The following is a 19,299-nucleotide window of genomic DNA, read 5'->3' on the forward strand; positions in this document are numbered from 1 at the left end:
GGCCACCAAGGGACCAACAATGATTACCAAGGGCATCAAGGAACTCTGCGCCGAAGCCGAGCAGGAGATCGAGACCATGACCGTCGAGCAGGTCATGGCGGTACAGGACGACGAAGAAGTCGTACTGGTCGATATCCGCGACATTCGCGAGCTGTGGCGCGACGGCACGATCCCCGGCGCCCAGCATATGCCCCGCGGCATGCTCGAATTCTGGGTCGACCCGGAAAGCCCCTACCACCGGGAACTCTTCACCTCCGGCAAGAAGTTCATCTTCTACTGCGCGGGCGGGCTGCGCTCGGCGCTGGCGGCGAAAGCTGTGCACGATATGGGCCTCGCCCCGGTGGCGCACATGCGCGGCGGCTACGGCGCCTGGGTCAAGGCCGAGGGCCCGACCGAGGAAAAAGACGTCAAGATTCCCGAGAAGAAATAGACGGCGTCACGCGTTCGGCTTTTTCGCAACGACGAACGTCGCCTTGCCCCTTCCGGGTTGCCATCGGTGATCGATCTCGAAGCCGGCTTCCATGAGGCCGGTTACGAGCTCCTGCGGTGCAAACACCCTGACAATCGGCAACAAGCCGATGAATTCCCCGATCGGGCCGATAAACTTGAACCACTTCATGGTCTCGCCAAGGCACACGGTGCTGCTCACAAACACGCCCCCCGGCCGGAGCGTCCGGAAAACCCGGCGGATGACGTCGTCCCTGTTGCGCACAAGATGAAGAATGCTGTGCCCCATGACGACATCGAAGCTCTCTTCCGGCATATCCAGCGTATCGATCGCCGCAACGGCGAAATCGACATTCGAAACTTCGGCGGCGTCCGCCTTGGCCCGGGCGATCTCGATCATCTTCGGTGAAATATCGGTCGCCCGAATATGCTTTACCAAGGTCGCATGCACGAGCGCGGTCGATCCCGTGCCACAGCCGAATTCCAACACCTCCAAATCGGGGCGAAGATACGCCCGCGTGATCTCTAATTTTTTCTGATAGGAGGCTTCGTCACTGACCGGGCTTTTCGCGTATCTCGCGGCGTGCCGGTCCCAGAAGCGGCTGTCGTTTTTCATCGTCTGACCTTAAGGCAAGTGTTCGAGACGGCGGATGTACCCATACTTTGATCGAATATAAATTGCCTAATTTCGTTCTTTATATATACATATATGCATGAATTGGCAGGCCATTTCGTTCGACTGGAACCAGGCACGCGCATTTCTCGCGACGGCAGAGGAAGGATCGTTGTCTGCGGCCGCGCGGGCGCTCGGACAGACCCAGCCGACCCTCAGCCGGCAGGTTGCCGCGCTAGAGAGAAATCTCGGTGTGACTCTGTTCGAGCGGGTCGGGCGTTCGCTTACAGCGACCCAATCGGGGCTGGAGTTGCTCGACCATGTACGCGCGATGGGTGCGGCGGCCAGCGACGTCTCACTCGCGGCAACCGGCCAGTCTGAGGCGATCGAGGGCGAGGTTTGTATTTCGGCGACCGACGTCATGTCGGCCTATCTCCTGCCGCCACTGCTTGCTCCCCTGCGGGAAGACGCACCGGGTATCCGGATCGAAGTGGTCGCCTCCAATGTGGTCAGCGATCTGCACCGGCGCGAGGCCGATATCGCCATCCGGCATGTTCGACCCGACCAACCCGACCTGATCGCAAAGCTGATAGGAGAAACAACCGGCCACCTCTATGCGTCACGCAACTATCTTGACCGAGCCGGGCGTCCAGGCTCTCCCGAAGACCTGACGGATGCGGCGTTTATCGGTGTCGGGTCCACAAATCAGCTCATCGCGATCCTGAACGGAAGCGGCCTGGAGCTGAGCGAAGCGAATTTCGGCGTTTTCACGAGTAGCGGCGTTGTCGCCTGGGAGCTGGCGAAACAGGGTCTTGGCATCTGCATGATGGCAAAGGATGTGGCGGCGCTTACGCCCGAAATGGAATGCGTGCTGCCGGAGCTTGGCCCGTTCCAGTTCCCGATTTGGCTGGTGACCCATCGCGAGTTGCACACCAGCAGGCGCATCCGGCTCGTATTTGACTATCTGGCCGACGCCTTCTCCCGCAACTCAGGATACACCTCACCCAATCGGGATCCGGGGTAAAACGCTTCCTCGAAGGACGGGCGGCCCTTGATACGCGCGAACCAGTCGGTGACGGCGGGGGCGTCGTCCCACATATCCGACAGGCTCAGTTCCTCCATTCGCTCGAACAATGGCGCCAAGCAGATATCGGCGATGGTGAATTGCGCCCCGATCAGCCACGGGCCCTCCCGGGTCAGCGCCTCTTCCATGCGCTCGACGGTGGCGCGCAGCTGGAGCATGGAATTTTCATACTCGTCGTCATTGAAGCCGGTTTGGTTCATGCGCATGAAGAAATCGCGGCGCAACGTGTTTGAATCCCGAAACGCTGCATACTCTTCCTCGCTCATCTCCTTGAACCGGTCGAGGAACACGTTCTGGAAAGACGGGACGCGCACCGCCATCGACGGCACCTCGTCGATGAAACGCAGCCAGGCCCGCATCTCGGCACGTTTCTTGGGATCGTCGGGCGACAGCCTCGGCACATCGGGCCAGACCTCGTCCAGATACTCGCACATCACCGTCGACTCGATGATCGGCGTGCCGTCATGAACGAAGGCGGGGACCACGCCGTTGGGATTGATGGCCATATATTCTGGTGCCAGGTTCCCGCGCGTCGAGAAATCAACCGGGCGGCTGACCCACTCGATTCCCTTCTCGGCCAGGCAGATACGCACCTTCTGGCTGCAGGTCGAATGAGCCGCGTGATAGAGCTCGAGAGCCATAGTAACTGCCCCTATTCGGCGGCTTTGGCCGCCGCGTCATCGTCGCCGTCAGCAAAGGCCGGGATGATCTCCTTCGAAAAGGCCCGCAGCCCCTCGATGCCAGAGCCGCCATCGGAAAAGAGCATGTACTTCACGCCCGCCTGCCGGAAACGTTCGACCTTCTCCGCGATCTCGTCGATCGTGCCGAAAAATGCCGCCTCCGCCGTCGTCTGGACGCTGTCGTCATAGGACATGATCGACGCCTTGTTGCTGCCATCCGGTTTCTGGGCGAGATTGTCGACCCGGCGTCGGGCCGCAATACGCCGCTCGATTGCGGCATCGCGGTCCGCCGCGTCCTTGGCGACATAGAGCCCGCGCGCCACGCCGACATTGCTGGCATTGAAGGTGCCACCCCCGGCCTCGATCGCCGTACGATAGGTCTCGACCCGCTCGATTGTCGCGTCGACCGAGGCAAACTGGTCGAGCAAGAGATTGTAACCGCGTTCCGCCACCTTCGTGATCGACGCCGGGCTGCCCGCGCCCATCCAGAACGGCGGGTGGGGCTGCTGCGCCGTCGGCGGCTCGACAATGACATCCTCGAACGACCAGAAATCACCTTCATAGGTCCAGGGATCATCCTCGGTGAAGGACCTGGTCAGAATCTTGAGAGATTCCTCGAACCGGCCCTCGGCATCCTCCATCGGAATCCGGAAACCCTTGAACTCGTTGAAGCGGTAGCCCTTGCCGACGCCGAAGTCGAAACGCCCGCCGGACAGGAGGTCCAGGGTCGCGACCTGTTCCGCCAGAAGCACCGGGTTATGCCAGGGCAGCACCAATACAGCGGTCCCGAGGCGGATCGTCGACGTGCGCGCCGCCAAATAGGTCAGCAGGTTGACCGTTGCCGACACCTGACCGAAGCCCGTGAAATGGTGCTCCACGGCAAAGGTGCTGTGGAAGCCGAGTTGTTCGGCCTCGACATTGAAATCGAGCCAGTCGTTATAGCCCTTGGCACTGTCGACGTCAGGCCCGCCGCGTTTTGCCTGGGCGCTTCCGAAAAGGCCGAACTTCATGCGATTTCTCCATTAAACCAGATGCAAAATATCATGCCCGAACGCATACTGGACTGGCGACAGACAATCGTCTCGACATGTGAGAAGGATGAAATGTCGCCGGCCAATTCATCCGCATTCACGCGATGATAAATAAACTCTCGGGGGAAAAGCAGAATGTTGAATGTTGCATTGATCGGGCTTGGCTGGTGGGGACAGAACCACATCCGAGCACATGAGAATAGCGAGAAGATTCGTATCGATACGGTCGTGGACCTGGACCCGGATCTCTCAAAGAAAACCGCCGATACGATCGGCGCGCGAACCGCACCGAGCTACGAAGCCGTTCTGGCCGACGACGCGATCGACGCGGTGATTTTGGTTACGCCGCACTCCCTGCACACCGACCAGATTGTCGCCGGCGCCGCCGCAGGCAAGCACATCTTTACAGAAAAGCCTTTCGCCCTGTCGAAGTCCGAAGCCGAGCGCGCCGTCGCGGCCGCGGAGGCTGCCGGCATCATGCTCGGGCTTGGCCACAATCAGCGCTACGGCGGCCCGCAGACCGTGATCAAGGACATGATCGACGCCGGCGAGCTGGGCGAGATCATGCACATGGAGGGGAACACGTCCCACGACAGCCTCTCCGGTGCGCACGCATGGCGCCACAATGTCGACGAAGCTCCCGGCGGCGGCCTCTGGCACATGGGCAGCCATTTTCTCGACCTGTTCCAGCACTATGTCGGCCCGATCGAGGGGGTCTATGCCCAGGCTCTGGACGTGGTCATTCCCCGGGACACGGCATCGGCGCTGCTGACCTTCGAATGCGGCGCATCCGCCTATATCGGCAATGTCATGGTCACCAGCGACAATCGCATGGGCAATGTCTTCGGCACCAAGGGTTGGGCGAAAGTCGCCAGCCCGGCGAGCCTGCTGGTCTCCATGCGCGGGGAAGAGCCCAAAACCATCGAACTGGATCCCGTCAATCCGGTCCGCGCCAACATGGAAGGGTTCGCCGACGCCATCGCCGGCATCGCCCCATACCGGTTCACGAACGATCAGATGATCCACGATGTCGCCACGCTCGACGCGATGGCGCTGTCGATCAAATCCGGAAAGCGTGAACCGGTCGCCTGAGGGTAGTACGGTTCAAGGCGATAAACGCGGGGAAGAAAGCATGATCAATGCAGCAATCGTGGGGCTCGGCTGGTGGGGCCAGAACCATGTCACGGCCACGAAGGGTTCGGACAAGATCCGGTTCACCCGCGCGGTCGATCTGGCGCCGGAAAACGTCCAGGGCTTCTGCGACGAGCATGAACTGACCCTGACGGCCGACTATGCGGATGCGCTGAACGACCGCGACATCGACGCCGTTGTGCTGGTCACGCCCCACAGCCAGCATACCGACCAGATTGTCGCCGGGGCCGCAGCCGGCAAGCATGTGCTGACCGAAAAGCCGTTTGCGCTCGAGAAGGCCGAAGGTCTGCGCGCCGCAAACGCCATGAAGGATGCCGGCCTGACCCTGGGGATCGGCCACAATTACCGCTACGGCCCCGCCGTGCAGGAAATCAAGCGGATCATCGAGTCCGGTGATCTGGGCGACATCCACCATATCGAGGCCAATCTCAGCCATCAGGGCCAGATCGGCATCGAAGGCTGGCGGCGCGCGAACAAGGAGGCACCGACGGGCGGCATCGTGCATTTCGGCGCGCATATGATCGATATCATGTGCTGGTATGGCGGCCCGATGCGCGAGGTCTATGGCCAGCTCGCGACCCACATCCTCGACAACGATGTGGGCTCCGTTCTGGTGAAGTTCGAATCCGGCATCACCGGTTATCTGGCCAACCTGATGACGACGCCCGCCACCATGCATCTCCATGTGATGGGATCAAAGGGCTGGGCCCGGGCCAACGGCTGGATGGACACGACGAAAGTCACGACATGCTTCGGCGCCGGCACGCCGGAGGAATCAGGCGGCTTCGCGAACGAGATCGAGTTACCCGAGCGCAGCATCTACACCCAGATCAGGCTCAACGACGAAAACTTCGCCGCCGCGTGCGTGGGCGAAGAAACCTATCTGTTCACGCCCGACGAGATGGCCCACACCGCCGCGATCCACGAGGCGATCGCCAAGTCGGCCGCCAGCGGGCAGCCAACCCAGGTCTGAGAGTAGACACCATGATCACGCTCTATCAGTTCGGCAACTCGGTCTGCGCCCAGAAGGTACGGATCACCCTTTTCGAGAAAGGCCTCGAATGGGAGCCGCGGGAGGTCAATCTGTTCAAGAGCGAGCAGTATTCGCCGGCGTATCTGAAGCTGAACCCGAAGGGCGTCGTGCCGACCCTGATCCATGAGAGCCGCCCGATCTGCGAATCCACCCTGATCTGTGAATATCTCGACGAGGTCTACCCGGACCCCAAGCTCACGCCCGACGACCCCTATGATCGCAGCCAGATGCGCATCTGGAGCAAGATGGTCGATGAGGGCCTGCACGAAGGCACGACCGAGATCAGCTTCTCCGCCATGTTCCGCGAGAAAATGAAATCCCTTTCGCCCGAAGAACGCGAAAAGCGACTGCACAATATCGGCGATCCCCGGCGGCGCATGCGTTTTACATCGACCTACGAGGACGGGGTGGAATCCCCGTTCGTCCTGCATGCCATCGCGGCCTACGAGAAGATGTTCAAGACCCTGGATGAAACGCTCGGCGACGGCCGCGACTGGATCTTCGGCGATCGCTACACCCTGGCCGATATCAACATCATGCCCTACGCCGCGCGGATGGTTTACCTCGGCCTGTTCGACGTCTGGAACGATGACCGGCCGCGGGTCCAGGCCTGGTGGGAGCGCGCCAGCGCGCTGCCGAGTTTCAGGGACGGGATACGCGACCGGCTTACGGCCCAGGAACTCTCCGACATGGAGACCTACGGGCCGACCATCCGGGATCGCCTGCGCGAACTTCGTGCCGAGCATGTCGCGCAGCTGCTGCACTGACCGCTTCGGGGGGTTTGAATCCCGCCCCTGCATTCCTGGTTAAATGCCGGTAGGGGCGGGTCTTTGACCCGCCCGTGGATCCGGACAACCAACGAACGTTCTCCGAAAACCTTGCCGGTTTTGCATTTTCTTATTTGTAGCTATAGCTACATTTTGTTGTGTGTCTTGAATAGTTGACCACAGGCATATAACGCGCTTAACTCCGCCGCACACGCCGGAAGCTGGCACCCTGGTCAGGTTGGACGACAATGATTTCGCGTATTTTGCAATCGGTGACGAACCGGCGCGCCTTTCTGGGCGCAAGTGCCGCGTTGCCCCTGGCGCCGATCCTGGCAGGGTCCGGAATCGACACCGCGCAGGCCCAGTCACCGGGCTCTGTCCATGCCGGCAGCCATCTGGACGGCATGACGACCGTCGGCAATGTCGATCACGTGCGCAATGGGTTCGACCCCCACGAGATTCTGAACGACTGGGATTTGGGCACGGTGACGACCGATGCCAACGGGCGGCGTGTGCGCGAATACGAGATCACCGCGGTCGATATCGAGATCGAGATCGCGCCCGGCATCTTCTTTCCCGCCTGGGCCTATAATGGCCGGGTGCCCGGCCCGACCATCCGCGCGGTCGAAGGCGAGTGGCTGCGGATCCACTTCACGAACGCGGGCAGTCACACCCATTCGATCCATTTCCACGGCATCCACGCCGCCAGCATGGACGGGATCGCGGGCGCAGGCCTCGTGGGACCGGGCGAAAGCTTCACCTACGAGATGCCCGCCGAGCCCTTCGGCTGCCACCTGTATCACTGCCACGCGACGCCGTTGAAACGGCATGTCCACAAGGGCCTGTACGGCGCCTTCATCGTCGATCCCGATCCGGCGCGGCACCCGGAACATACCGATGTGGCGCGCGCGCGCCTGCTCGGGACGCCCGAGAACGACACCTGGCAGGAATTCGTCATGGTGATGAACGGTTTCGACACGAATTTCGACGACGAGAACGAGATCTACGCGGCCAACACGGTCGCCCATGAGTATATGAAACGCCCGATCCAGGTGGACCGGGACCGCCCGATCCGGATTTATCTGGTGAACATCACCGAGTTCGACCCCATCAACTCGTTCCATCTGCACGGAAATTTCTTCGACTATTACGACCATGGCACGACGCTGACGCCGACCCTCAGAACGGTTGATACGATCATGCAGTGCCAGGCCCAGCGCGGGATTCTCGAGATGTCCTTCGCGAACCACGAACCCGGCCGCTACATGTTCCACGCCCATCAGAGCGAGTTCGCCGAACTCGGCTGGATGAGTGTGTTCGAGGTGACGTGATGATCCCCGCCTCCGCAGACCATAGCGTTGCAACGAAACGCGGCCTGGCCATCGGCTTCCCGCTGTTTCTGCTGGCGCTGGTCGCGCTGGCCGTGACCCTGTTCGACCCGCTGGCGCGGTTTGGCACCGGCCTGCCGCCCGATGAAGGCCTCGCCATCGAGCGCGGCACGACCGAACCGAACGGGATCGAAGTCTGGGTCCGGGGCGACGGTCGCGACGATGTTTCCATCGCCCAGGTACAGGTCGACGGGGCCTACTGGAACTTCAAGCAGACCCCCGATGGCCCGCTCGGCCGGTTCGAGGGCGCGCTGATCGAAATTCCCTACCCCTGGGTCGCGGGCGACGCCCATCACCTGACCTTCGTGACCAGCACCGGCACCACCTTCGGCTACTCGATCGACGTGGCACGCGACACGACGCCGTTCAGTCTCGGCGCGTTGTTCGACCTGGCGCTGCTCGGCCTGTTTGTCGGGGTCGTTCCCATCGCACTCGGGCTGGCCACGATCCCGATTCTGCGCCGCATGGGGACCGAAGGCATGGTCTTCGCCATGGCGCTGACTGTCGGGCTTCTCGCCTTCCTGCTTGTGGACACGCTGGCCGAAGGGCTCGAACTCGCCGCGGAGGCGGCCGGCGCCTACCAGACCGACGTGATCGTCTGGGTCGTCGCTGCCCTCACATTCGCGGCGCTGATGGCGCTCAGCCGGATCGGCGGACGCAAAGGCGGCACGGGCGGCATTGCACTGGCGACCTGGATGGCGCTCGGCATCGGGCTACATAATTTCGGCGAGGGCCTGTCGATCGGCACCGCGCTCATCCTGGGCAACGCGGCGCTGGGTAGTCTGTTGATCGTCGGGTTTACCGTCCACAACCTGACCGAGGGCATCGCCATCGCTGCGCCGGTCACCCGCAAGACACCCGGGCTCTGGATGTTCGTCGGCTGGACCGCGCTGGCCGGCCTTCCTGCCGTTGCCGGCGCGTGGATCGGTGCCTTCGCCTTCCTGCCCCACTGGGGTGCGATCTTCTTTGGAATCGCCGCGGGTGCCATTCTGCAGGTCATGGTCGAGGTCATCCGCTTCATCCTCGCGCTCGGGCGCGAGAGTACCGACAGCCTGTCCGGCGGGACCGCGTTTGCCGGTTTCGGCACAGGCGTGCTCGCCATGTACGCCACCGCCTTCCTCGTGCAGGTCTAGAGGGCCGATCCGATGGCCGAGCGCGGCAAGACCCTGACCACGGACGACGCGGCATCGGACAGCGCCGACGAACTGATGGATGCGGACCGCCAGGCCGCCCAGTTCGAGCGGGTCCGCAACGCCCAGCAGACCGAGAAGGCCGAAGACTATGTCGAGATGATCGACGATCTGATCAACGCCTATGGCGAGGCGCGGGTCACCGATCTGGCGCAGCGGTTCGGTGTGTCCCATGCCACGGTCAACAAGATCGTCAAGCGGCTCCAGCGCGACGGGCTGGTCACGTCACGCCCGTACCGGTCCATCTTCCTGACCGAGCAAGGCTCAGCGCTCGCCGACGCCTCGCGCAAACGCCACCAGATCGTGTTGAATTTCCTGCGCGCGATCGGGGTCAGCGCGCGCAACGCGGAGCTCGACGCCGAGGGCATCGAGCATTATGTCAGCGCCGAGACCCTGGCCGCCTTCGCGAAGATCACGTCCGACAGGGACGGGTGAACTCTCTCTAGTCGTCATGCCCGGACTTGATCCGGGCATCTCAGCTCGATTTCAGCCGCGGGGCGCACGAGATACGCGGGTCAAGCCCGCGTATGACGAACCGGGATAGACCGCCCGTCTAGTCCCCCAACAAGAACGGCAGCGCCTTCGCCAGCGTATCCGCCGGGTTTTCCTCGACATAGAAATGCCCGCCATCGACCAGCGCGACTTTGGCGTCGGGCAGGTATTCCTCCAGCCCCTCGTAGTTTTCGACCGGCATCGGCGGCTCGTCGGAGCCCTGCAGGATCAGCATCGGTGCGGTCCAGGCCGGGATCAATCGGGTCAGCCGGTCGATCCAGTCCTTGCGGAAGGTCGAGGACTGAAAATACCGCTCCACCGCGACGCCGGTACCCGGGCGCGAGAATTCCTGCATGGCGCGGATCACGTCCGGCTTGGGGATCGGGTGCTTGCACAAACGGCCGAAGCCCCATTCGAAGACCTTGACCGGGTCCTGGAGAATGCCGCGGGTCTCGAGGTTCGTAAACATCAACTCCTGGGGTGCAAGGTCCGGGTGGAAATGAATCAGATGCTGGGATCCGCGCACCCAGCGAAGGACCCGGTCGGCATGTTTGGCGGCGATGAAATCCGCCTGAACGGTGCCCCGGTCGTGACTGAACAGGTGAAACTTCTCCACCCCGATCGTGTCGAGCAGGGAGACCACCTGTTCCGCGACACCCTCATGGCGGTAGTCGCCGCGGCGATTGTCGGACTGGCCGTAGCCCTTGAGATCGATGGCGATGCAGCGGAAATGCTTCGCCAGTTCCGGCAGGATCGGCCGCCACATGCACCAGGATTGCGGAATACCGTGCATCAGCAACAGCACCGGGCCTTTACCCGCCTCGACGAAATGCCAGCGGATGGTCTCGCTCTCGCCCGGGGCCTCCACAAACCTATGCTTGACGTCCAGCCCGCCGATATCCTCGGTCTCGCCGTCCGTATTCTCGGGCGCAGGCGGCAGGCCTTCGGCCGCGATCTCCTTCAGGGTCGCGACCATCTCCGGGTGGTTATGCCCGGTGCGCATCAGTTCGAGCGCCGCTTCACTCACCGGTCGGTATTCGAGGTCCATGATGTCCTTCTCCCCTATTCTGCAACCACTAAAACCAATCGTCATGCCCGGACTTGATCCGGGCATCTCAGTTCAATTCCAGCCTCATGGCGCACGAGATACGCGGGTCAAGCCCGCGTATGACGGCTTGTTCTGGGTCAAACCGTCAGCAACGTCGAACCCGTCGTCTTGCCGTCCCACACGTCGGTCTGCGCCTGGGCGGCGTCTTGGAGCGCGTAGGTCTGGCCAATCACGGGCTTGATGTCGCCCGCCGCGATGGCCGCAAACAGGGTCGCGGCGCTGTCGTCGAGTTCCTGACGGTTCAGCTGATAGAAGCGCATCGACGCCTTGGTGAAGAACAGCGAGCCCTTCACGTTGAGCTCCACCGCATCGATCGGCGGCACGGGGCCCGACGCGTTGCCGAAATTGACCATGTAACCCCGCGGCCGCAGCGCATCGATCGAGCCCTGATAGTGATCCTTGCCGACGGAATCATAGACCACGTGGACCCCTTCACCGCCGGTGACCTCGCGGGCGACCTCGGTGAAGTTCTCGGTCTTGTAGTTCACCGCATGCTTGGCGCCGTTCTCCAGGATCGTCTCCTTCTTGGCATCGGAGCCCACGGTGCCGATCACGGTCACGCCTTTCGAGGCCAGCCACTGGCACAGGAACAGGCCCACGCCGCCCGCCGCCGCATGCACCAGCGCGGTCTCACCCGCTTGTGCAGGATAGGTCCGGTGAATCAGATACTCCGCCGTCATGCCTTTCAAAAGGCTCGCGGCGGCATCTTCGTCGGACACGTTATCCGGCAGGGCGACGACCTGCGCCGCATCGATCAGCCGGGCCTCGGCGTAGGAACCAGGGTAGGTCGAGGCATAGACCACCCGCTGGCCGACCGAGAAATCATCGACCCCCGCGCCGACCGCCTCGATGACGGCGGCGGCCTCCGTCCCCAGCACCGAGGGAAGTTCCGGCAGCACCGGGTAGAGGCCCTTGCGGACCATGATGTCGAGAAAGTTGAAGCCGATCACCGTGTGGCGCAGGCGCAGCTGGCCCGGGCCGGGATCGCCCACCTCGATGTCCTCCCATTTCAGGACATCGGCCTCGCCGAACTCATGAATTCGAATTGCTTTCACCATCACGGGGTTTCCTCAAACAAATTGACGTCGGTTGATTATGTGCTGTTCGCCGATACGGCGGCGCAGAGTTATCTAGTCCTTCACGCCCGGAAGGACATTAGCCGGTTTCGATTTCTTCCATGCCCTCGGGCATCTCGAAATTTTCGAGCCGGACCAGCTTGCCGTCCTCCACGCCGAGACCGGTATGCTTGGCGCGCGCGAGCACTTCGGGATGCCAGGTGACAGGCCCGCCGCCATCCTGCTGGCCGACCATGGCGAGGATCACGACCTCTTCGTCGTTCGGGTTGCGGAAGCCCCGCATCACACCCTCCGGGACCGATATCGTGTCCCAGGGTTCCAGGGTCAGCTCTTCCTCGCCGTCATCGCCCCAATAGACGATCAGGCTGCCGTTGAGCGGCATGAACACTTCGGCCGTCTCGTGGCTGTGGAGCGCGGCCCCGGTGTCGGGATCGCAGGTGATGAAGGCGACCGTGAAGCCGTGGTCCTCGGCGATCGGCGGGCTCATGCGCGGATCCTCGACCACGCCGCGGCCGATCACCTTGAGGTTCTTCTTGCGATGTTCGGGCAGCAGGGAATCGACGAACGCGACGTTGAACTTCTTGAGGTCCTTGAAACGCGCCACGCGGGTCGCTTCCATCTCCTCAGCTGAAACCTTGGGCGATACATGTTCGGCGGCATTGCGCATCTTGTGTGTCCCTCCTCTTGTTTGCGGCCATCCGGCTGGCTAGGCTTTGATCCAATGTGCCAAACAAGGCACGCGGACACCAAGGGGGAAGTTCCATCATGTCTCGACCCGTGATCATCAGCTGTGCCGTCACCGGTGCGGCCGACTCGAAGGGCGCCAATCCGGCCGTCCCCGTCACACCCGAAGAAATCGCCAACGAGGCCATCGCCGCCAACAAGGCCGGTGCGGCCATCGCGCATATTCACGTCCGCAACGTGGAGACCGGCAAGGCGAGCATGGACACCAAGCTCTACAAGGAGGTGGTGGACCGCATCCGGGATTCGGGCTCGCCGGTGATCATCAACCTGACGACGGGCCCGGGTGGCCGCTTCATGCCCGAACGCGATGACCCGATGAAGGCGGCCCCCGGCTCGGTGATGAAGACCGCAGTCGAGCGCGTCGCCCATGTGGTCGAGAACAAGCCCGACATCTGCTCGCTGGACATCGCGACGATGAACTTCGGCGAACGACCCATGGTCAACACGCCGGAGATGCTCAACGAGATGGCGGTGCTGATCCAGGAAGCCGGCGTGAAGCCGGAACTCGAAGTCTTCGATACCGGCCATGTGCGCCTCGCCAACCACATGCTGGAGACCGGCGCGATCAAGGACGACAAGCCGCTCTATCAGCTTTGCCTGGGCATCCCCTGGGGAGCACCGGCCAACGCCGAGACGATGATGCTGATGCGCGACATGCTGCCGGCGGGCGCCAACTGGGCCTCGTTCGGAATCTCGCGCTTCGAGTTTCCGATGGTGGCCTCGGCCGTCCTGCTCGGCGGCCATGCCCGCGTGGGGCTGGAGGATAATCTCTACATCGCGCGCGGCGAGCTCGCCTCGGGCAACGCCCAGCTGGTCGAACGCGCGGTGCAGATCGTCGAGAGCACCGGCGACACCGCCGCCACCCCGGCCGAAGCGCGGGAGATACTGGGGCTTTAGGGCTGGAATACGGGCGGGTTTCAAACCCGCCCGCCATTCCCTTCATCGTCATGCGCGGGCTTGACCCGCGTATCTCGTCTCAGAACCACATGAGATGCCCGGATCAAGTCCGGGCATGACGTGGTGGTAGACCTAAGCAATCCCGCCCAGGCAGAGATATTTGATCTCCACATAGTCGTCGATGCCGTAGTGGGAGCCCTCGCGGCCCACGCCGCTCTCCTTGACCCCGCCGAAGGGCGCGACCTCGGTCGAGATCAGGCCGGTGTTCACCCCGATGATGCCGGACTCGAGTCCCTCCGAGACCTTCCAGACGCGTTTGAGATCGGACGCATAGAAATACGCCGCCAGGCCGAACTCCGTGTCGTTGGCCATGGCGATGCCCTCTTCGTCCGAACCGAAGCGGTACAAAGGCGCCAGCGGCCCGAACGTCTCTTCCCGGCTGACGTCCATGGTCGGCGTGACGTCCACCAGCAGTGTCGGCTGAAAGAACGTGCCGCCGAGATCGTGGCGCGCGCCGCCGACGGCGATTTTCGCGCCCTTGGCGACGGCGTCGGCGATATGCTGTTCCACCTTCTCGACCGCCGCCATGTCGATCAGCGGGCCCTGCTGCACGTCTTCGGACAGGCCATTGCCGACGTTGAGTTCGCGCACGGCTTCGGAAAGTTTCTCGGTGAAGGCCTCATAGACCCCGTCCTGTACGAGAATCCGGTTGGCACACACGCATGTCTGGCCAGTGTTGCGGTACTTCGACGCCATGGCGCCAACCACGGCGGCATCCAGATCGGCGTCATCGAACACGAGGAACGGCGCATTGCCGCCCAGTTCCATCGACACCTTCTTGATCGTCTGGGCCGACTGGGCCATCAGCACCTTGCCCACCTCGGTCGAGCCGGTGAAGGTCAGCTTGCGCACGATGGGGTTCGACGTGATCTCCTCGCCGATCTCCTTCGACGAACCCGTGACGACCGACAAAACCCCCGCCGGCACCCCGGCGCGTTCGGCCAGTTCGACCATCGCGAGCGCCGAATAGGGCGTCGAGGTGGCGGGCTTCACCACCATCGAGCAGCCCGCGGCCAGGGCCGGGCCCGCCTTGCGGGTGATCATCGCGGCGGGGAAGTTCCACGGCGTGATCGCCGCCGTAACACCGATGGGTTCCTTCAACACAACGATCCGCGTGTCGCGGGTATGGCCGGGGATGGTGTCGCCGTAGATGCGCTTGCCCTCCTCCGCGAACCACTCGATGAAGGCGGCCGCATAGGCGATCTCGCCCCGGCTCTCGGCGATCGGCTTGCCCTGTTCGGTGGTCATCAGGATCGCCAGATCTTCCTGGTTCGCCATCATCAGATCGTGCCACTTGCGCAGGATGGCGGCGCGCTCCTTGCCGGTGCGCGTTTTCCATTCCTTCTGGGCTTCCTCGGCCGCCTCGATCGCGCGGCGGGTTTCGGCCGTGCCCATCTTCGGGATGGTGCCGATGACCGCGCCGTCGGCCGGGTTGGTCACTTCGATGGTCTCGCCCGAATCCGCGTCGGCCCATTCGCCGTTCACGTAGCATTGCTGGCGGAAAAGCGTGCTGTCTGAGAGTTTCATGGCCCCGTCCCCTGAATTGCCTTTTCCAAAGCATAGGCCCGTGGAGACAGGACGGACAACCGACCAACCATTCATTGTCATTCCGGCTGCAGGCGCGTCAGCGCCGGAAGGCCGGAATCCATAGACGCCGGCGTTCAACCGGGCAGACGCTTGTGTTTATGGATGCCCGCCTACGCGGGCATGACGCGGCGTTGTGGCCATGGCATGACGCCACCCAAAGCCGTCATACGCGGGCTTGACCCGCGTATCTCGTCTCGGCGCGTGATGAGATGCCCGGATCAAGTCCGGGCATGACGAACTATGCGGGAAAGAACCTGCTTGCCGGCCGGTCCAGACCGAGATTCTCGCGCAGTGTCGTACCTTCATATTCCGTGCGGAACAGGCCGCGCTTCTGGAGCAGCGGCACCACCTCGTCCATGAACGGGTTCATCAGTGCGGGGATCACCGGCGGCATGTAGTTGAAGCCGTCGGCTGCGGGGCCGCCCCCATCACTTCCTGCGCTGTCCGGGTCGCACCAGTCCTGGATGAGGTCGGCGATCTGCTCGGGCGTGCCCGCCGTCGTGTAATGGCCGCGCCCGCCCGCGAACCGCGCCAGCAGCTCGCGCAGGGTCAGGCCTTCCTTCTCGACGATCCGCACGATCAGCGCCGCGCGGCTCTTCATGGTCTCGAGACCCTCGGGCTCGGGGAAGTCCGACGCCTTGAGCGGCTGGTCGAGATCGATATGGGAGAAATCATGCCCCGCGAACCGCTGGGAGAGTGTGCGGCGGCCGACCTCCGGGTCCATCCGGGCGTTCAGTTCCATCAGATTCTCTTTCGCCTCGGCCTCGGTGCCGCCGATCACGGGGTTGAGCCCCGGCAGGATCACCACCTGGTCGGCGTTGCGGCCGAAATTGGCGGCGCGTTTCTTGATGTCCCTATAGAATTCCTGGGCGGTTTCCTTCTCCAGATGGGCCGTAAAAATCGCCTCGGCGTGGAGCGCGGCGAAATCCCGCCCGCGATCCGACGCGCCGGCCTGCACCAGCACGGGCCGGCCTTGCGGGCTGCGCGGCACGTTCAGCGGCCCCTTGACCTGGTAATACTCGCCCTTGAAATCGATCGGCGTGATCCGCGAAAGATCGCCGCACACGCCGCCGGCCTGTTTGTCAGGGGTGCGGTCATCCACCAGCGCGTCGTCGGCCCAGCTGTCCCACAGGTCCTTCACCGCGGCGACGAACTCCTCGCCCTTCTCGTAGCGGTCGCCATGGGCGGTGTGCTCGCGCCCGTAATTGGCCGCAACCGCCTCGACCCAGGTGGTGACGATGTTCCACGCCGCCCGGCCGCCGGAGATGTGGTCGATGGAGGCGAACTGGCGCGCCAGGTTGTAAGGCTCGGAATAGGTGCACGAGCCCGTGGCGATCAGCCCGACCCGTTCGGTCTGCATGGCGATCGCGGCGAGCATGATCACCGGGTCGGGCCAGAAGCGGCCGGATTCCATGGCGTCGTTGGTCATCATCAGCACGTCGGCGAAGAAGATGGAATCGAGCTTCGCCGCCTCGGCCTGTTTGGCCAGGTCCACATAGTAGGAGATGTCCATCAGCGAGCGCGGATCGGCACCGGGATGATCCCACGCCGTCTCATGATGACCTCGCGACTGGATGAAGAGATTGATGTGGATGGGTTTGGGCATGGTGGGACCGGCAAGTTGTGACGCTGAAATGTCAGAGCCGGAGTTTGCCTTGTGGAGGGTCAAATTGGGAGTCTGTGTGACAACCCAACACACATACCGTCATACACGGGCTTGATCCGGGTATCTCATGCTTCCTTCATCCTGCGCTTCACCGGCGGCATGCGGGGGATTGTAACAATCTGCCCATCATTACCCCGGATCCAATTCTCGAGCCTGTCCATCGATTTCCCAAGAAGATCGTTCCGATCAACCAGCCCGCACTCCCAAACCACTGCCACACGCCAGCCCTCTTTCAGGAGATGCCGAACGTTACGTCCGTCCCTCTCAACATTCCCCTGAATCTTCTCGACCCACCACTTCGTATTCGTACTCGGCGTAGTCGCTTTGGCGCAGTTCTTGTGGTGGTGCCAGTAACAACCATGCACAAAGACTACCGTCCGAAATTTCGGCAACTTGATATCCGGAGCACCTGGAAGTGTTCGATCATGAAGCGTAAACCTGAAACCTCTGGAGTGGAGGCCTCTTCTCACAAGCAGTTCCGGCTTGGTGTTCTTGCCACGAATGCCGGACATCATTCTGGAGCGTGTCTTGCGATCAACGATGTCAGCCATGACCTGCACGCCGCCCTGGTTTGGTTTTACGGTTCCAATATACTTCACAACGCCCCGGTCAACGCAGAAAGCAAGTACGAGAGATGAAATCGCCTATCAAGGTAGTTGACGTATTTGCTGGTCCTGGCGGGCTTGGAGAAGGCTTCTCTGCGCTCACACACGGCTCGGGTGAAGATTGTTGGCGCCCGTTCAAGATCACCATCTCCGCCGAGATGGATCCGGTCGCACGGGAAACTCTTCGTTTGCGTGCGTTTTACCGCCAGTTCCCGGACGCGGCGCATGTTCCAGACGAGTACTTCGATTACCTCGCGAACCCGACCACAGAAGCATTCGAAATACTATCGGAGCGCTTTTCCGAAGAGTGGGCGGAGGCCAACGGTGAAGCACTTCAGCTAGAACTTGGGAACGAAGACGACGACGCAAAGCTTTACAGGTTGCTCGACGCACGAGTTGAAGAAAACAGCGACTGGATATTGGTGGGAGGCCCCCCGTGTCAGGCCTACTCACTGGTGGGTCGAGCCAGGAATCAGGGTAAAGATGACTATGTCCCTGAGGAGGATCACCGCCACCTGCTCTACCGAGAATACCTGAAGATAATTCAGAAGAAGCGCCCTGCTGTCTTCGTCATGGAGAACGTCAAGGGACTTCTCTCTTCCACGCTCGATGGGGCACCGATCTTTGATCGTATCCTGGAGGACCTCAGCGATCCGGACCTGGCGCTGGAGCACAGTCCAAGCGCCGAGGGACAAGGGTATCGACTGTATTCGATGCTGACCGGTGAGTGTTATTCGCGCGACAAAACACTCGCTCGCATTGACCCCCGCAGTTTCATACTGCGTGCAGAGGAGTACGGAGTTCCTCAGCGTCGGCACCGAATTTTCATTCTTGGGGTACGAGAGGACATCGAGCCGGACTTTGACCTTATCCTGCCCAAATCTGAGATGCCGGCGCCGAGCTTGCGCGCCGTAATTGGGGATCTGCCGCCACTACGGAGCGGTTTGTCCCGACGTGGCCGAACGTCGCCAGATACGTATGAACTCTGGTCCAGGGAAGTCATTAACCAGGCTGAGCTAGTAGCCACGGCTCTTCATGAGACCGGCTCGGATACTCTGTTCGAAGCAAATTTCGATGAGATCCGCGAAGTGTTGAACGAGGCGGCCAACAGTCTTCGAACACGCAATGAACCGCTCGAACGTCGACACCAATCCGAAAGAACGCTTCATCCGGAAATGGACCCGGATGTGACGCGCACGCTCGTTGAATGGCTTACCAATGACCGCCTACGTTCGGTTGCCAATCATGAAACCCGCGCGCACATAGCAAAAGATTTCGGGCGCTATCTTTTTTGCGCCGCCTGGGCCTCGGTGGAGAAGTACTCGCCCAAATCCGACGAGTTTCCATTAGGACTGGCACCAGCTCACAAAAACTGGTCGACAGGCAAATTCGCTGATCGATTCCGGGTTCAGGTCGCGGAAGACACGGCCACCACGATCACCAGCCATATCTCAAAAGATGGACACTACTTCATCCACTACGATCCTGCACAATGCCGAAGCCTCACCGTAAGGGAAGCGGCGCGGCTACAGACTTTTCCTGATGACTATTTCTTCATGGGACCCAGAACCCAGCAATACCATCAGGTTGGAAATGCCGTTCCCCCCTTCTTGGCCAAGCAAATTGCTGGGCTCGTGCTTCAGATAGTCTCGAAAAGCTAACGTGTTTGAGACCTCATG

At 62.0% G+C, this 19,299-nt stretch carries 20 protein-coding genes; 11 read left to right on the top strand and 9 right to left on the bottom strand.

Features of this window, described 5'->3' with window-relative positions:
* Positions 1 to 19 precede the first annotated feature (19 nt).
* Positions 20 to 430, top strand: coding sequence for a rhodanese-like domain-containing protein (locus tag ABJ363_11265; GenBank protein MEP4379572.1), 411 nt, complete (start codon positions 20 to 22; stop codon positions 428 to 430).
* A 6-nt stretch (positions 431 to 436) separates the two neighbouring features.
* On the opposite strand, the gene ABJ363_11270 is transcribed toward ABJ363_11265, so the two are convergent.
* Complete coding sequence (locus ABJ363_11270; protein MEP4379573.1) at positions 437 to 1,063, bottom strand: class I SAM-dependent methyltransferase; 627 nt, start codon at positions 1,061 to 1,063, stop codon at positions 437 to 439.
* A 97-nt stretch (positions 1,064 to 1,160) separates the two neighbouring features.
* Here ABJ363_11270 and ABJ363_11275 point away from each other — a divergent pair, with 97 nt between their 5' ends.
* Entirely contained in the window at positions 1,161 to 2,084 is a 924-nt protein-coding gene (locus ABJ363_11275) for a LysR family transcriptional regulator (protein MEP4379574.1), read from the top strand.
* Here ABJ363_11275 and ABJ363_11280 read toward each other — a convergent pair.
* Together ABJ363_11280 and ABJ363_11285 are read right to left on the bottom strand one after the other, a co-directional pair.
* On the bottom strand, positions 2,021 to 2,785 hold the full coding sequence (locus ABJ363_11280) for a glutathione S-transferase family protein (protein ID MEP4379575.1): 765 nt from the start codon (positions 2,783 to 2,785) through the stop codon (positions 2,021 to 2,023). The genes ABJ363_11275 and ABJ363_11280 overlap by 64 nt on opposite strands.
* Before the next feature lie 11 nt (positions 2,786 to 2,796).
* Positions 2,797 to 3,834, bottom strand: a complete 1,038-nt coding sequence (locus ABJ363_11285) for an LLM class flavin-dependent oxidoreductase (GenBank protein MEP4379576.1) — start codon at positions 3,832 to 3,834, stop codon at positions 2,797 to 2,799.
* Between the two features lie 156 nt (positions 3,835 to 3,990).
* Between ABJ363_11285 and ABJ363_11290 the strand changes: the two genes are divergently transcribed.
* The 6 genes from ABJ363_11290 to mntR all read left to right on the top strand — a co-directional run bounded on the left by ABJ363_11290 (position 3,991) and on the right by mntR (position 9,820).
* A complete protein-coding gene (locus ABJ363_11290) occupies positions 3,991 to 4,947 on the top strand; it encodes a Gfo/Idh/MocA family oxidoreductase (protein MEP4379577.1) in 957 nt (318 codons plus the stop codon).
* A 40-nt stretch (positions 4,948 to 4,987) separates the two neighbouring features.
* Positions 4,988 to 5,980 (top strand): Gfo/Idh/MocA family oxidoreductase, encoded by a 993-nt coding sequence (locus tag ABJ363_11295; GenBank protein MEP4379578.1) that lies wholly within the window; start codon positions 4,988 to 4,990, stop codon positions 5,978 to 5,980.
* Positions 5,981 to 5,991: 11 nt separating this feature from the next.
* Positions 5,992 to 6,807: a glutathione S-transferase family protein gene (locus ABJ363_11300; GenBank protein ID MEP4379579.1), complete on the top strand. Its 816-nt coding sequence runs from the start codon at positions 5,992 to 5,994 to the stop codon at positions 6,805 to 6,807.
* A gap of 404 nt (positions 6,808 to 7,211) precedes the next feature.
* Entirely contained in the window at positions 7,212 to 8,138 is a 927-nt protein-coding gene (locus ABJ363_11305; GenBank protein ID MEP4379580.1) for a multicopper oxidase domain-containing protein, read from the top strand.
* Positions 8,138 to 9,328: a metal transporter gene (locus ABJ363_11310; GenBank protein MEP4379581.1), complete on the top strand. Its 1,191-nt coding sequence runs from the start codon at positions 8,138 to 8,140 to the stop codon at positions 9,326 to 9,328. The genes ABJ363_11305 and ABJ363_11310 overlap by 1 nt, the downstream gene beginning before the upstream one ends.
* Before the next feature lie 12 nt (positions 9,329 to 9,340).
* Positions 9,341 to 9,820, top strand: a complete 480-nt coding sequence (gene mntR, locus ABJ363_11315; GenBank protein MEP4379582.1) for a manganese-binding transcriptional regulator MntR — start codon at positions 9,341 to 9,343, stop codon at positions 9,818 to 9,820.
* A 118-nt stretch (positions 9,821 to 9,938) separates the two neighbouring features.
* On the opposite strand, the gene ABJ363_11320 is transcribed toward mntR, so the two are convergent.
* The 3 genes from ABJ363_11320 to ABJ363_11330 all read right to left on the bottom strand — a co-directional run bounded on the left by ABJ363_11320 (position 9,939) and on the right by ABJ363_11330 (position 12,728).
* A complete protein-coding gene (locus ABJ363_11320; protein ID MEP4379583.1) occupies positions 9,939 to 10,925 on the bottom strand; it encodes an alpha/beta hydrolase in 987 nt (328 codons plus the stop codon).
* Positions 10,926 to 11,062: 137 nt separating this feature from the next.
* Entirely contained in the window at positions 11,063 to 12,043 is a 981-nt protein-coding gene (locus ABJ363_11325; protein ID MEP4379584.1) for a quinone oxidoreductase, read from the bottom strand.
* Positions 12,044 to 12,140: 97 nt separating this feature from the next.
* Positions 12,141 to 12,728 carry a cupin domain-containing protein gene (locus ABJ363_11330; GenBank protein ID MEP4379585.1) on the bottom strand — a complete coding sequence of 196 codons (588 nt, stop codon included), beginning with the start codon at positions 12,726 to 12,728 and terminating at the stop codon, positions 12,141 to 12,143.
* A gap of 98 nt (positions 12,729 to 12,826) precedes the next feature.
* On the opposite strand from ABJ363_11330, the gene ABJ363_11335 reads away from it, so the two are divergent.
* Entirely contained in the window at positions 12,827 to 13,702 is an 876-nt protein-coding gene (locus ABJ363_11335) for a 3-keto-5-aminohexanoate cleavage protein (GenBank protein ID MEP4379586.1), read from the top strand.
* 132 nt (positions 13,703 to 13,834) lie between these two features.
* Here the strand turns inward: ABJ363_11335 and gabD are convergent, their stop codons facing one another.
* The 3 genes from gabD to vsr all read right to left on the bottom strand — a co-directional run bounded on the left by gabD (position 13,835) and on the right by vsr (position 17,530).
* Complete coding sequence (gene gabD, locus ABJ363_11340) at positions 13,835 to 15,289, bottom strand: NADP-dependent succinate-semialdehyde dehydrogenase (GenBank protein MEP4379587.1); 1,455 nt, start codon at positions 15,287 to 15,289, stop codon at positions 13,835 to 13,837.
* A gap of 298 nt (positions 15,290 to 15,587) precedes the next feature.
* Positions 15,588 to 16,955 carry an LLM class flavin-dependent oxidoreductase gene (locus ABJ363_11345; protein MEP4379588.1) on the bottom strand — a complete coding sequence of 456 codons (1,368 nt, stop codon included), beginning with the start codon at positions 16,953 to 16,955 and terminating at the stop codon, positions 15,588 to 15,590.
* A gap of 125 nt (positions 16,956 to 17,080) precedes the next feature.
* Entirely contained in the window at positions 17,081 to 17,530 is a 450-nt protein-coding gene (gene vsr, locus ABJ363_11350; GenBank protein ID MEP4379589.1) for a DNA mismatch endonuclease Vsr, read from the bottom strand.
* On the opposite strand from vsr, the gene ABJ363_11355 reads away from it, so the two are divergent.
* Together ABJ363_11355 and ABJ363_11360 are read left to right on the top strand one after the other, a co-directional pair.
* The gene (locus tag ABJ363_11355) at positions 17,441 to 17,653 is read left to right on the top strand and encodes a hypothetical protein (GenBank protein MEP4379590.1); all 213 of its coding nucleotides are present in this window, start codon (positions 17,441 to 17,443) and stop codon (positions 17,651 to 17,653) included. The two genes, vsr and ABJ363_11355, sit on opposite strands and share 90 nt — an antisense overlap.
* Positions 17,650 to 19,281 (top strand): DNA cytosine methyltransferase, encoded by a 1,632-nt coding sequence (locus ABJ363_11360; protein MEP4379591.1) that lies wholly within the window; start codon positions 17,650 to 17,652, stop codon positions 19,279 to 19,281. The genes ABJ363_11355 and ABJ363_11360 overlap by 4 nt, the downstream gene beginning before the upstream one ends.
* Positions 19,282 to 19,299: the final 18 nt, after the last annotated feature.

The organism is Alphaproteobacteria bacterium, assembly GCA_039980135.1.
Lineage (GTDB): Bacteria > Pseudomonadota > Alphaproteobacteria > UBA6615 > UBA6615 > UBA8079.